This is a genomic window from Ornithinibacillus bavariensis (genome assembly GCF_050433565.1).
Taxonomy (GTDB): Bacteria; Bacillota; Bacilli; order Bacillales; family Amphibacillaceae; genus Ornithinibacillus; species Ornithinibacillus bavariensis.
The window spans coordinates 1-14,289 of record NZ_JBNPWZ010000006.1 but is presented as its reverse complement, the minus strand read 5'-3'; the positions used below and the strand labels follow the sequence as shown (position 1 = coordinate 14,289).

The window sequence follows — 14,289 nt, the reverse complement described above, 5'->3', positions numbered from 1 at the left end:
AGTTATAAATAAAAACATTCCAACAGTAGGAATGTTTTTATTTGGCTTTCATGTAATTTTATACGTTTGTGCGTAAATTTCCACTATCAATGTATTGACAGGAAAGCCCTACGACTTTCCTAAATTATTAACTTACGGTGTCCAGGCATTATGGAGTATGCCAACTAGTTTCCATTCCCCTTTGTATTCTTCAAAGACTAATGATAAGTCTACCCAGCTTAGGTCATCGCCTTCCACTGTCTCATTGAAGGAATATTGCACCATATGGGCGTTAGGGAAGATGCTTCTAATTGTTTCTGTAAAAAATTCTGGTGCTGTAAGGTGCTGTTCATTAACATAGATTTCATCAGGAATTTGCTTTGTATATACATAGTCTTCCCAATACGCTGCTGGTGTTATATTGATTGGTAATCCACTTCCACTACCATATCCCCAAAGATACTGATCCTTATCCTTTAAAATATGAGGTATTTCCTCAGCAGAAAATGTTACAGGGCTATGCTTTTCTGTCATCGGTGTCGATGTTAATTGTAGGTATGGCGCAAATAGTACTCCCTTTTCTGGATGAACCTGTTTTGCGAGCTCATTGACATTTTTATCAGCTAGTAATGTAAGTACAGATTCTGCATGTTCAATAATACCTGGTTCTTTATATGCTAATTCCAGTGATAAAATATTCAATTCATTTTTAGGGTAGCTCAACGTTCCATCATAGTAAAACTTTAGCTCGTAATGATCTAAACTGTATACCATTGCAATACTACCATTATCATTTTTGGTAGATGTGCTAGGCACACCTAGTACATCCTCAATATCAGCAACTGTAACATGATCGCCTGGGTTTAATTCATATTGGTACGCCGTATATAATTTTTGTCCTTCTGGTTTGAAATAAATGTGATTACCATAAATGTCTACTGTTCCACCACTAACTGAGAGTGTTTCAAAAGGGTCTCCCTTTTGCCCAGGGAATACGCTAGAATCAGCTGGTATTTGAATGTAAGGTATTCCTGGTAATCTTCCAATTGAAGCGGTAGATAATAACTCTTCCTTCTGCTTTAGCATTTCTGTTAAGGAAGGTATTTGAGAAATCCACCACGATTCCTGGTCATATCCTTCTACCTTAGTGGCACCATGTTGAATGAGTAATTCGCTAATCTCTTGATCATTAAATTTTCCGGATGCCCATAAAACTGTCACAGTACTATCAGGATGAACAATTGTATTTGGGTCTGCTCCTGCCTCTAATAATAGCTTTACCATTTCTGTTTGATGCCCATAGACTGCGCTAACGAGGGCATTGTGTCCCCGTTTATTTCTAACCGCTAGATCTGCACCATGTTGTATTAAAGAAGATGCGACGTCAACACTAGTTGTAAGCATTATCGGCGTATTACTATTTCCATCTGTTGTGTTAGCATTCGCCTTTAGGTCCAAGAGTTCAGGAACAATTGCTTCATTGTTTTCCTTTGCTGCAAGTAGTAATGCATTATTCGGATCAGCACCTTGCTTTACATATTCAAGTACTTTGCTCCAATCCCGTTGACTTGGTGATTTGGTTAGCTCCTGCTCCATTAATAGGGATACATCCTCATTGCTTTCCGGTTGTTCATTAGGGGAGTCCACATCGTTCTCTGTTACAAGATTCTCCTCTGTAAAGAAAAGCTCTTTAAAGTCCTGCCATTTTGTCGTATCAAACTTATACTGATGGTCATCAATGGTAACGATGTCCTTTGCTCCAAAATGAAAGGTTGTGAGTATTTCCCCATTTGCATTGTATAGCATGATAATATCTTTCTGATCGGTGTTTTTCTCCTCTGTTTCAGCAAATTCCATATTCCCAATATCCTGATAGAATTGCTTTATCAATTCTTCATCCTCAGTTTGATAGGACTTGCCATTAGCAGAACCGCTTATTTTGTGAATATCCTCATCGATCAAGCTTGCTAATACCATTGTGGTTGGTTCTGAATCTTGGTCAAGATAACTATATATTAAAACTGCGAACATAAGGGCAGCAGCAAGGGCGCCAACAGTTGTCATAATCCCCTTGTAATTACGTTTTTTCTTTTGTTTGAATGGAGCTGCTCTTGTGTTTAAAATGGCATTTTTAATTTGTATATGTTTATCTTTACTTAAAGTTGGCTTTGGCATTAGACGTAGACTTTCATCTAGCGGCTCTAGGTGATTTAACCTCTTCATAAGAGATACACCTCCTTAGTTCTTCTTGCAGTGCTAGTTTTGCACGATGATGTGTCGATTTTACTTTACTTTCACTCCATTTCAGTATATTGGCGGTTTCTTCCACTGAAAGCTCTTTGATTCCTCTTAATATGATGACATCTTGATACGTAGGCTTTAGCTGATGAATACATTCATAGATAGCCTTTGTGTCCTCATTAAAATCTAATATTGTTTCAGGAGAACTATTCGTTTTAGGTTCATTCATGACATCTAGTGGAACTGTTTCCGCCCACTTTTTCGTTTTTTTCTTTCGTGACTCATCAATGGCTAAGTTTCGCGCGATACTAAACAGCCATGTTTTTGGTGATGCATTTTCTTTAAAACTATTAAATCCTTTTAACGCCTTAATGAAGACTTCCTGCAGTAAGTCTTCTGCATCAGTTGGTCCAACTCGATATATTAAAAAATGATAAATATCATTCCCAAAGCGTTCAAACCAATCTGCTATTACTTTATTATGTGACACGACCATCACCCCCTGGTATTCACTTAATTAGACGTATTTATAAAAATTAAATTGCATTTTACCAAAAAATTATTGAAAATAATCATTTTTTGCTTTTCTTATGACAGATTTCGTTCTATTTTCTACTATAAAGTAGAATAGCTTTTTGTACAGGTTAACTGAGTAATAAGTATTACTCTAGCTCGGAAATAAGGTAAAATAATAATAGAGGTACCAAATGGATAAGGGGGCTTACTATGAGGCGTGTTATTTTGTTTGATGGCGTTTGTAATTTTTGTAATTCATCTGTTCAATTTATTATTAAACGAGATCCAACGGCAAAATTTCACTTTGCCTCTCTTCAAAGTGAAATTGGGCAACAATTACTTAATGACTACCAAATTCCTAAAGATATAGATAGCTTTATTTATTTGGAAGGGGAAGAGGTTTATGTTCAATCAACTGCTGCCCTAAAGGTTTCCAAAGAGCTAAAGGGACTGTGGAAGCTTTGCTATGTGTTTATTGTTGTGCCTAGACCTATCCGTAATATCTTTTATAATCTCTTTGCTAAGAACCGTTATAGCTGGTTTGGTAAACGGGAATCGTGTATGATACCTTCTCAATTAGACAGGCAGCGATTTCTAGAATAATATCAGCCTTTGGACGGAGTTCATCTACTTCAAGAGTACGTTGTTTATCAGAAGTAATCTTGTAAAATAAGATAAAGAATACAAATGATAGGAGATGTAATTATGGTAGGTGGTCTATTAAATAAGCTAATAGGTACTCAGGTAAATACAATAAGACAGGAAGAGTCCATAGAGGTTGACAGGTTAAAAAGCATAACGGTTTCTTCTGATATTGCAACGGTGAAGGTATTAACACATGAGCTTCCTCGAGTTGACATCCAATTCGAGTCTTATGAAGGTGGTCCTGTGTTAAAAACAGAGAAATCAGAAGAAGCATTAATGATAATAGCGGAGAAAGAAAGAAAAGGATCTACATTCTTTTTTGGTACATTACCAAAAAGTATTCTTCAACTATATGTGCCAAGGGATATAGCTGACAATTGGGATATCCGAGTAACATCAGGAAAGATATCAATGAAACAATTAATTGCCGAGACATTTCGAATATCTGCTACATCTGGGGTCATTCAGGCTACCGACATTACAGCTGGAAAGATGTTTACTGATACTACGTCAGGAAAAATAATAATTGATAAGCTCCGAGCGGAGAATCTACAATTTTTAGCTAATTCTGGAAAGGTAGAAATCAATTCCTCCTATGGGGACATTACTGGAAAAGTCGGCTCTGGGAGTGTTCGTATGGCTGAAGTAAAGGGAGAGGAATTGGATATAAGGGCTGGATCAGGTAGGGTTATTTTGAATGAGATATATATGAAAAATGCAACTATCCGTGCAAACTCTGGGACAATTACTGCTGAGCATTTCTGGTCAGAAACCACGGAGGCTAATGTAGGCTCGGGAAGAATAGAATTACGTGATATCAGAGGGGCTGTAAAAGGGGATGCAAACTCTGGTAATATTAATCTAGAGATGTCAGATAATTCAGCGTTGGATTTAAGGACTGGAAGCGGAAATATTCACTTAGATTATCAAGACTTTGAGTTAGATACTCTTTTTGATATTCGTACAGGGTCAGGTGGTATACAAACAAATATTGCTATGAATACGGAGCAGAAGGATAGAAACCATTTATATGGAAAAGTAGGAAATGGTAAAAACGTTGTTCGTCTCCGCACCGGTTCTGGAAATGTTTCGATTAACAAATAATAAGTAAGACTAACTGAGAACAAAAAGGAAGGGGCGAAGGACCTCTTCCTTTTTGTTTAATCCTTGAATTTATATACTAGAAAGTGTCAGGGTTGGGATTTTATACTTTTTATTTTCTCAGCTTTTCTTTGGCAAATTGTTCAAAATAATGAAGTGATTTGGGATTACTTAATGAACCCTTATTGGCAACCTGTTCGACGGGCTTACCCATTAAAATTTTCTTAACAGGTATCTCTATCTTTTTTCCATTTAATGTTTTAGGTAAATCTTCTACGGAAATTATTTCAGTCGGTACATGTCGTGGTGAACATTGTGTTCGAATTTGATTTTTAACAATGCCTATAATTTCCTCTGTCAGCTCTTTTCCATCATTCATGACAACAAATAGCGGTACATAAGATTCCCCGTTTTCTAATGGAATATCCACTATTAGACTGTCCGCTATTTCTTTAACATGATCAACTGCTCGATAGATTTCACTAGTACCAATTCGGATGCCACCTCGATTAATTGTTGCATCGGATCGTCCGTAGATGACACAGGATCCGCGCTCTGTAATTTTGATATAATCGCCATGACGCCAGATTCCCTTGTACATATCAAAGTAACTATCCTGCATACGGGTTCCATCGTCATCATTCCAAAAATAAATCGGCATGGATGGGAATGGTTCTGTTAAAACTAACTCTCCAACTTCATTTATGATGGAATTCCCACTTTCATCAAAGCTGTCCACTTTAGCACCTAGTCCACGGCATTGTAACTCTCCAGCATAAACCGGTAAGGTAGGAACTCCTAAGATAAAAGCAGTACAGACGTCTGTTCCACCACTAATAGATGCTATGGATAGATCCTTTTTTACATGGTCATAACACCACTTAAATCCTTCTGGTGGAAGTGGCGACCCGGTTGAACTAATGCTTTTGAGCTGGGTTAAATCAAACCTTGAACTAGGATCAAGTCCTTCTTTCATACAGGATGTGATATAGCTAGCAGATGTACCAAAGACAGTCATTTTTGATTTCTCTGCCAACCTCCAAAGCATATTTAGATTTGGATAAGCTGGATTTCCATCATATAAAATAATTGAACTACCAGTAAGTAAGCCGCCTACTAGATAATTCCACATCATCCAGCCTGTTGTTGTAAACCAGAAGAAGCGATCATCCTCATGTAAATCGGTGTGAAAGGTTAGAGCTTTTAAATGCTCCAACAATATGCCACCTTGACTATGTACAATAGGTTTAGGTTTTCCGGTCGTTCCAGAAGAGAATAGGATCCATAATGGGTCATTAAATTCAACAAGCTCAAAACGCAATTCTTGATTCGTATAGGATGTAGCGTTTTTCCACTGGATAACATTTTTTAAGCCAGTAAATGGGTGTGCTCCATTTATATACGGAATGACTATTGTTGCTTCTAGGGTATCTAACTCAGATTGAATTTCCTTTACTACGTTAAAACGATCAAACACCTTTCCACCATATTGATAGCCATCAACAGTTATCATAACCTTTGGCTCTATTTGTTTAAAACGATCAATTACACTTTGTTTTCCAAAGTCGGGAGAAGCACTGGACCATATTGCCCCTAAACTTGCCGTAGCAAAGAGTGCGATGACAGATTCATAGATATTTGGGATAAATGCAACAACCCTATCTCCTTTTTGAACCCCTAGGTCCTTTAAGGTTTGCTGAAGAGCCGCGGTATCTTGATAAACTTTTTCCCAGCTTATTTCTGATAATTCAGGACGTAGCTCAGATGTGTGAAAAATAGCGGTTTTTTCCTTTTTGTAGTTTCTAAAAATGTGCTCAATATAATTTACTTTGGCATTTTCAAACCACTTCGCTCCAGGCATTTGGTGAGTGGACAGAACATTTGTATAACCATTTGGTGATTCGATATTAAAATACTCCCAAATAGTTTTCCAGAAATCTTCTATTTCATTTACAGACCAATTCCAAAGAGATTGATAATCTTTAAATTGTAGTCCTTTATTTTCTTTTAACCAATTCATAAAGGTACTAATATTGGCTTGGTTCATTCGCTCTTGACTTGGCTCCCAAAGTAGTGAACCCTCTTCTACTTGTTTCAATCTAACTCCTCCCCCTAAGAATTTGCCTTAGTTTCATTATAGTGTAAACGGTTTCTTTGTGTAAAGATTACCCAGGTTTTTGGCAAACCATTAGAAAAACCACAGGATTCTGTGGTTTCACATCGGTCTTTCACCAAATTTTATAAACGTATTTTCATCCTCAACAAGGCCACATGAGCCACATTGGATACGGTATCTCGGACCATTATACAGTGTATGAAATGGTTCTACTTGGCTTTCAGAATAATCGTTTACAATGTCCCCGGTTTGTGGGTCTAATTTAACTGGTTTTGCAACCTGTTCGATAATATTAAAACGGGAACGGTTCGTCTTGCAATTTGGGCAACGATATTTTTGTGCCATCATACACACCTCCATCCTTAGTATAAAACGGTGTAATATTTTTATACGGGAGAGGTGGTATTCGTTATCGTAAGAGTTTCTTTAATTTATCTTTAAAGGAGGTTTTGTTTGGTTCTTTTTTCGCCACTGTTTCTAGTTCTTCCTGCATGAAAATATCTTCTTTATCTATAGCATAATCATAGGTTAAGACAGCACCAATATCGGTATCAGCTTCTTCATTTGTAACTACTGTAAATGGAATATTGTATTTATTTGCAAGGCTCTTCTCCTCCTTTAGAAACCTTGAAGATATTTTACCATTAAATAAAAGTGTTGCTCCCTTATTTGCCTGAATTTCTTGCTCTAGCGCATGCAGTCCCTTGTCTGACATGACTTGACCAATGGTTAAGGCAATAACGATTCTTTCTCTTAAGGTTCCGAGAAAATAATTACGTTCTCCTTGCTTTGGTAATTTTATACCATACATTCCTTCAGTTAAGTAATCTTCAACTTCTTTTTTAGCCATTTGTCACCCTCACTTTGAAAATGATGTTAGAGGACCTAAGATAGTATATAAAGCTATATAAGGTGTACACGAAGATAATAATGATTATCTCTTTAAGTTCACTATATCATATTTAGCCACTTAACTTACAGATTAAGCTTTTCCTAACTATACGAATAAAAAATAGAGAGGGGAGTTGCCCCTCTCTATTTCCCTTTTGCTCGCCTATCAGCTTCTCTGCTTCTAGATTGAGCTACTTTATCATCGTGATCGGCAAGTTCTTCTGAATACTCGACATCAATTCCATCACTTAATTGATTTTTTGGAGTCTGAGCTAGAAAGTTTTTTCCAGTTGCTCGATTATGGTCACCACGTCCCATAATTTCACCTCATTTCTAGAGTATTCCGTATTAGTATAAACGGAATAAATATTTTCATGAGAAACAAAAAGAGTAATCAAAAGGAAGTTTTTCCTTAAGATTACTCTTTAAAGATGTTTAGCTTAAATTGTAGTCACCTTGCGATTACCTAAGAATATGTGGCTGACGTGGGTCAAGTGGTTTTTCGGGCTCTTGCTGTACATCAGACGGAATAACACCTGACTCATTTCCGTATCGATACTTCGTTGGATCGACAGGTGACCAATCAGCATTAGGTTTATAGAATCGTAATAAATCGCCGTTTAGCAGCTTATCGGAAAGCTCTAATTCATGTAATGCCTCTTGTTTTACCTGAAGCATTTCATCGGTTGGTTCGATTTCTTCACCAGTATTATTATCATAAAATGTTCCGGAAACCTCTGTATATTCAGGAGTTACTAAGTCTCCATTCCGGAAAGGTATAACTTCCTTGTGATCTTTGGAGAATAAATCTGTTCCAAATAAAATATAGTCTTGTGCATTAATACCTTGTAAGTGAAGTAATGTTGGCATTACATCCATTTGACCAGAATATTCATGAACAGTTCCCATTCCATCGACACCAGGTACTTTAATTAGCAATGGCACACGTTGTAATTGTGTACTCTTAAATGGTGTGATTTCCTCATCAAGTAATTCACCCATGGCGCGATTATGATTCTTAGAGATACCGTAGTGGTCACCATAAAGTAAAATAACCGAGTTGTCATATAGACCGGCATCTTTAAGGTCATTGAAAAATTGCTCTAAAGCTTCGTCCAAATAACGAGCTGTTTGGAAATAGGTATCAACTGACTTATCTCCAGTTTCTGCAGGGGCAATAGATGCTTCATCTTCCCCAATTAAATATGGATGGTGATGTGTTAAGGTCATCATATGCGCATAAAATGGCTGATTTAGCGATTTTAAAAGAGGAATAGATTCCTCAAAGAATGGCTTATCCTTTAAACCATAGTTGATAATATTATCTTCACTCATATTATAGTAGCTTGCATCAAAATAGGTATCTACACCGAATTGCTTATATATTTCATCACGGTTCCAGAAGGATTTATAGTCACCATGAAATACAGCTGTTGTATATCCACCTTGTTGATGTAAAATTGCAGGTAATGCTTGATACGTATTAGAGCCTCTTGTTACGAAAGCAGAGCCTTGTGGCAATCCATAAATAGAGTTATCCATTATTAATTCTGCGTCAGCAGTTTTTCCTTGTTCTGTTTGGTGGAAGAAGTTATCAAAATACGTAAAATCCTGATCTGGATCATTAACAAGTGAGTTTAAGAAAGGTGTGACTTCCTCTCCTCGTAACTTGTAGTTGATTAAGAATGATTGGAAGGATTCCAAGTGAATTTTAATAATATTTTTCCCTTTAGCTACACCGAATAATTCTGGATTTGGTTCTGCAAATTTATTCTTCGTATAGTTTTCAACTTCTGTTATATCATCACTGTCCGCTAACACGCGTTGTGAAGATGACTTGATGTTTTGTACAGCATCATACATTGTAAAATTGTAAATTCCCAAATACTTAACAATATAGTTTCGGTCAAATGTCCTTTTTAGTAATTCTGGTCGGTCTGCTTCTGCAAGACCTAAATTAATCGAAAAAGCTATTAATCCTAAAAGAAGAACTAGTATTGGCTTTCTACGACTGACTTTCTCAGTACTCCAATCTTTTTTAAACCAAATGAATAGGGCGATTAGAACAACTATGTCTAAGAGATAGACAATATCGGTCCATTGCATTAGACTTGCAATACTACTTCCTAGACTTCCAAAGTTATCAGTCTGGGTAAGCGTTGGCCATGTAATATAGTCATTATTGAAACGGTAAAACACAACATTTGCGTATAAAAGAAAGCTCATTAACGAATCAATAATAATAATCCATATTCCAGCACGTCTTCCTTTTGCAAATAATCCTAAGCCTAAAAAGAATAGTGCTGAGCTCAAGGAGTTAAAAAATAGTAAGAACTCCTGCATGCCGTTTTTGATGTCCAAATTAAATTCATTTATATAGATTAGATACGATTTTAACCAGAGTAATACAACTGCAATGAAAAAGAAGGCCATTTTAGATGTTAAGATTTTTTTCATCGTTTTCACCCCATCTTTTTTCGCTACGATAATTTTCAAAAAGGAAAATCATCAAGATACGATTTTATCGTAAATTAGTCTATGAATCAAGTGAATTGTCAAAAATTTCTATGGGAAAGTTTGGTCACCGAGTCAATTAACGATAAAACAAGGCATTATAGATTGTATTCAATTAGATAGAAATCTATGATAGAATTGATAATTGGCAAGCTAAAGAAAGGAATAGACTAAGAGATGAAACAACATCATAGAACATTAATCAAAGAGTATATTCTAGTAATTTTTGGTGCAACATTAGTAGCGTTATCGTACAATACTTTTTTATTACCCTCAAAACTTGCTGCAGGTGGTATTTCCGGGGTGAGTACAGTTTTACATGAATTATTCGGATTCAGCCCTGCGCTTACTCAGTTTGTTATTAATATTCCAATCTTTTTCATTGGCTGGATGGTCCTTGGAAAAGATTTTGGAGGTAAGACGTTAGTCGGAACGTTCTGGGTACCTTTTATGATTGGAATAACCGCTAACACACCGATTACAGTAACTAATCCTCTTCTTGGAGCATTGTATGGTGGAATCGTCTTAGGAATTGGTCTCGGAATTGTTTATATAGGAAAGGGTTCAACAGGTGGAACTGCATCTATAGCACAGATTCTAAAAAAATTCACCGGTAAATCTAGTGGATATACGCAATTAGTCGTCGATGGAATTGTTGTGATATCTTCACTATTTGTGTTTAGCTTAGAGTTGACCCTTTTTGCATTAATGGCAATTTATATTTCAAGTAAGACAATAGACTTTGTTCAACTACGGACTTCTGCTTCGAAACTAATCGTCATCATCACAGAGGATGAATGGAAGGTACAAGAGTTAATTCGAAATGGGATTGATCGAGGCTTAACAAAAGTAAGGTCAGTTGGCGGATATTCAAACCATGATAAAACATTAATTTTATGTGTTGCAGAGCAACAAGAAGCAGTGAAATTGAAAGGGCTGCTCCTACAGGAAGTCCCAACTGCATTTGTTATTTTTTTAAATGCCTCAGAAATATTAGGTCGAGGTTTTTCATTGGATAAATATTATGGGCAAAAGTTATAAGAAGGAGATGTTATGGACTTTTTAGTCTTAACATCTCCCTAATTTTTTATTTTCTGTCTCCACCTAGTAAATCAAATAATCCACCTGCTATACTTCCTTCTCCTTTTGATCCACCTCTTTCGGGTGCTGCTGCAAATACCCTACTTGCCAGTCTTGAGAATGGTAGAGATTGAATCCAGACTGTTCCTGGCCCACGTAATGTAGCAAAAAATAGGCCTTCACCACCAAATAAGGCAGTTTTTATCCCTCCAACAAATTCGATACTGTAATCAATATCCTTCGTCATTGCGACTAAACAGCCTGTATCAATTCGAAGTAATTCTCCTTGTTGGAGTTCTTTTTTATGCATGGTACCACCTGCATGAACAAAAGTCATACCATCACCTTCAAGTTTCTGCATAATAAAGCCCTCACCACCAAAGAAGCCTGTACCTATTTTTCGCTGAAATTCAATACCGACTGTAACTCCTTTTGCTGCAGCGAGAAAGGAGTCCTTTTGACAGATTAGTTTTCCACCGAGCTCACTTAAATCCATCGGCAAAATTTTGCCTGGATAAGGTGCTGCAAAGGAAACATGCTTCTTTCCAGTACCTTCATTGGTAAACGTAGTCATAAATAAGCTTTCTCCAGTCAGTACCCGTTTTCCAGCTCCAAGTAATTTACCCATAAATCCATTTTGTTCGTCAGTACCATCACCAAATATAGTTTCCATGCGGATTTTATCATCCATCATCATTAAGCTACCTGCTTCTGCAATGACAGTCTCCTGTGGGTCTAACTCTACCTCCACAAACTGCATGTCATCCCCATAAATCTTGTAATCAATTTCGTGATTATTCAAGATAATCCCCCCAAAAATGTATGTTTCTCTTTAATTATACGATTATTTCCGGTGCTTTTATAATAATTTTTGTTATTGATTACAAACTATGATAGAGGATTGTAAATGTGTAAGAAAGTAGGAGGGTTATGGATGGCATATAATATCACTCAGAAATTAATCAAAGACCATTTAGTTTCTGGCGAAATGGTGCCTGGCACTGAAATTGGGTTAAGAATAGATCAAACACTTACCCAGGATGCAACTGGTACACTTGTTATGCTTGAGTTAGAGGCGATGAATCTGGAACGTGCAAAAACGGAAGCATCGGCACAATATGTGGATCACAACCTCATTCAAGAAGACAGTAAAAACCCTGATGATCATTTATTTTTACTAAGTGCAACAAAAAGGTTCGGCATATATTATTCCAGACCAGGCAACGGTGTTAGTCACCCTGTACATATGCAGCGGCTTGCAAAACCAGGGAAAACGTTATTAGGATCCGATAGCCATACCTGTGCAAATGGTTGTATGGGTATGCTTGCGATGGGTGCTGGTGGAATTGATGTTGCGATGGCTATTGCTGGTGAACCTTTTTATGTAAAGATGCCACAGGTTTGGGGAATTAAACTTACTGGTACCTTACCAGATTGGGTTAGTGCCAAAGATGTTATTTTAGAATTACTTAGGAGATACGATGTAAAGGGTGGTGTAGGGAAGGTTATTGAGTATTATGGTCCTGGTTTACATTCCTTAAGTGCAATGGATCGTCATGTGATTGCGAATATGGGTGCAGAGCTAGGTGCAACGGGTACAGTTTTTCCATCGGATAAAGAGATTAGACGCTTCTTAAAGGAACAGGGGAGGGAAGATGACTGGATTGAACTAGTAGCAGATCCTGGAGCAACCTATGATTTAAATGAGGAGATTAATTTATCAGAATTAGAGCCACTCATAGCAAAACCGTCAAGTCCGGGTAATGTAGTTCCTGTTACTGAAGTCGCAGGGACACCGATTTACCAATCGTATATAGGTTCCTCTGCAAATCCTGGCTTTCGGGACTTTGCCATCGCTGCAGAAATTGTAAAAGGTAAACGAATTGCAGAAGGTATTTCATTTGATATTAATTCAACATCAAGGCAAATGCTGACTGACTTAGTGAAGGAAAGTCATATTGCAAGCCTTTTACAATCAGGTGCTAGGCTTCATCAAGCTGGTTGTAATGGTTGTATTGGAATGGGTCAGGCACCTGCAACGGGACGAAATAGCTTACGAACAACACCGAGAAACTTTCCAGGTCGATCTGGAACGCGGGAGGATAGTGTCTTTTTATGTAGCCCCGAAACAGCTGCTGCTTCTGCTTTGACTGGTGAAATTACAGATCCTAGGACATTAAAAATGGAATATCCTAAGCTAAAGGAACCAAAAGAGCCTACTATTGATGTGAATTTATTGGATGCACCGTTACCTCTAGAAGAAGCAAAAAAAGTAGAGCTACACAAAGGTCCAAATATTGCCTCTATACCGGATATGGATAATATGCCAGACAATATAGAGGTCCCTATTTTGTTAAAGATGGGGGATAATATTTCGACAGATGAAATTTTAGCTGGGGGTGCTAGAGTCTTACCATATCGTAGTAACCTTCCAGAAATCAGCAAATTTACCTTCGAAATAGTTGATGAGACGTATTATGAACGTGCTAAAGAAATAGCTGAGAAGGGGGGGCATGCCATTGTTGGAGGATTTAACTATGGACAGGGTTCAAGCCGTGAGCATGCAGCATTAGCCCCGCGATACTTAGGTCTACGCATTGCGCTAGTTAAAGACTTTGCAAGGATTCACTGGCAAAACCTTGTTAATTTTGGCGTCCTTCCTTTGACTTTCATTGAAGAGTCTGACTATGCCAAATTAGAGAAGGGTGATGTACTGATTGGTGAAGGGTTACGAAATAAAATCAAGCAAGGTAAGGAGTTTAGTTTATCTGTAAAAGGAAAGAATATCGATATAAAGGTCAAGCATGCTCTATCAGACAGACAAAGTGAAATTATGCTTAAAGGTGGAATTATTAATTGGGTTAAAGCAAGAAATATTTCTGTTAATTAGGAAAGGAGTAGGGAGTATATGGCGGATCGAAATCAGCACTGTAAAGCTTGTGAAGGTGCAGGGATGCTAGCAGATGATGAGGGTTGGCAGTATAGTTGTCCAGTGTGTGGAGGAGCTGGTAGTGTCGCAGAAAATGACATAACTAAAATCATGGAAGTGGATGAAAATAATCGATTATTAGATTGAGAAAGAAGGTGTTCGAAGTCGAACACCTTCTTACAATTAATGCTTTTAAAACCACAGGCTCTGCCTGTGTGAAAATAAACCTTCTAGGGATGTAACAAAAGAATCTCCAATCGTATAATAGAGATGGCCG

Annotated in this window: 13 protein-coding genes; 5 read left to right on the top strand and 8 right to left on the bottom strand. The window is 37.3% G+C overall.

Translation table 11 applies throughout. The features are described from left to right. Window positions 1-132: 132 nt before the first annotated feature. Window positions 133-2,202, bottom strand: coding sequence for an ankyrin repeat domain-containing protein (locus HNR27_RS11420; protein ID WP_429339826.1), 2,070 nt, complete (start codon window positions 2,200-2,202; stop codon window positions 133-135). Continuing rightward, complete coding sequence (locus HNR27_RS11415) at window positions 2,168-2,716, bottom strand: RNA polymerase sigma factor (RefSeq protein WP_306345306.1); 549 nt, start codon at window positions 2,714-2,716, stop codon at window positions 2,168-2,170. The genes HNR27_RS11420 and HNR27_RS11415 overlap by 35 nt, the downstream gene beginning before the upstream one ends. 230 nt (window positions 2,717-2,946) lie before the next feature. Here HNR27_RS11415 and HNR27_RS11410 point away from each other — a divergent pair, with 230 nt between their 5' ends. Next, window positions 2,947-3,339, top strand: coding sequence for a thiol-disulfide oxidoreductase DCC family protein (locus tag HNR27_RS11410; RefSeq protein WP_429339825.1), 393 nt, complete (start codon window positions 2,947-2,949; stop codon window positions 3,337-3,339). A gap of 102 nt (window positions 3,340-3,441) precedes the next feature. Further along, the gene (locus HNR27_RS11405; protein ID WP_429339824.1) at window positions 3,442-4,485 is read left to right on the top strand and encodes a DUF4097 family beta strand repeat-containing protein; all 1,044 of its coding nucleotides are present in this window, start codon (window positions 3,442-3,444) and stop codon (window positions 4,483-4,485) included. A 109-nt stretch (window positions 4,486-4,594) separates the two neighbouring features. Here the strand turns inward: HNR27_RS11405 and HNR27_RS11400 are convergent, their stop codons facing one another. The 5 genes from HNR27_RS11400 to ltaS form a co-directional block, all read right to left on the bottom strand. Further along, on the bottom strand, window positions 4,595-6,529 hold the full coding sequence (locus HNR27_RS11400) for an acetoacetate--CoA ligase (protein ID WP_429339969.1): 1,935 nt from the start codon (window positions 6,527-6,529) through the stop codon (window positions 4,595-4,597). A 168-nt stretch (window positions 6,530-6,697) separates the two neighbouring features. After that, on the bottom strand, window positions 6,698-6,943 hold the full coding sequence (locus HNR27_RS11395; protein WP_212920961.1) for a DNA alkylation repair protein: 246 nt from the start codon (window positions 6,941-6,943) through the stop codon (window positions 6,698-6,700). Between the two features lie 64 nt (window positions 6,944-7,007). Further along, window positions 7,008-7,448 carry a YueI family protein gene (locus tag HNR27_RS11390; RefSeq protein ID WP_429339823.1) on the bottom strand — a complete coding sequence of 147 codons (441 nt, stop codon included), beginning with the start codon at window positions 7,446-7,448 and terminating at the stop codon, window positions 7,008-7,010. A 185-nt stretch (window positions 7,449-7,633) separates the two neighbouring features. Continuing rightward, entirely contained in the window at window positions 7,634-7,807 is a 174-nt protein-coding gene (locus HNR27_RS11385; RefSeq protein WP_212920724.1) for a YfhD family protein, read from the bottom strand. Window positions 7,808-7,951: 144 nt separating this feature from the next. Next, window positions 7,952-9,946 (bottom strand): lipoteichoic acid synthase, encoded by a 1,995-nt coding sequence (gene ltaS, locus HNR27_RS11380; protein ID WP_429339822.1) that lies wholly within the window; start codon window positions 9,944-9,946, stop codon window positions 7,952-7,954. 234 nt (window positions 9,947-10,180) lie between these two features. Here ltaS and HNR27_RS11375 point away from each other — a divergent pair, with 234 nt between their 5' ends. Beyond that, window positions 10,181-11,044, top strand: a complete 864-nt coding sequence (locus HNR27_RS11375; protein WP_429339821.1) for a YitT family protein — start codon at window positions 10,181-10,183, stop codon at window positions 11,042-11,044. 46 nt (window positions 11,045-11,090) lie between these two features. Here the strand turns inward: HNR27_RS11375 and HNR27_RS11370 are convergent, their stop codons facing one another. After that, window positions 11,091-11,885: a TIGR00266 family protein gene (locus HNR27_RS11370; RefSeq protein ID WP_212920721.1), complete on the bottom strand. Its 795-nt coding sequence runs from the start codon at window positions 11,883-11,885 to the stop codon at window positions 11,091-11,093. A gap of 132 nt (window positions 11,886-12,017) precedes the next feature. Here HNR27_RS11370 and HNR27_RS11365 point away from each other — a divergent pair, with 132 nt between their 5' ends. After that, on the top strand, window positions 12,018-13,973 hold the full coding sequence (locus HNR27_RS11365) for an aconitate hydratase (RefSeq protein ID WP_429339820.1): 1,956 nt from the start codon (window positions 12,018-12,020) through the stop codon (window positions 13,971-13,973). 18 nt (window positions 13,974-13,991) lie between these two features. Further along, the gene (locus tag HNR27_RS11360) at window positions 13,992-14,159 is read left to right on the top strand and encodes a hypothetical protein (RefSeq protein ID WP_429339819.1); all 168 of its coding nucleotides are present in this window, start codon (window positions 13,992-13,994) and stop codon (window positions 14,157-14,159) included. The last annotated feature ends 130 nt before the right edge of the window (window positions 14,160-14,289 follow it).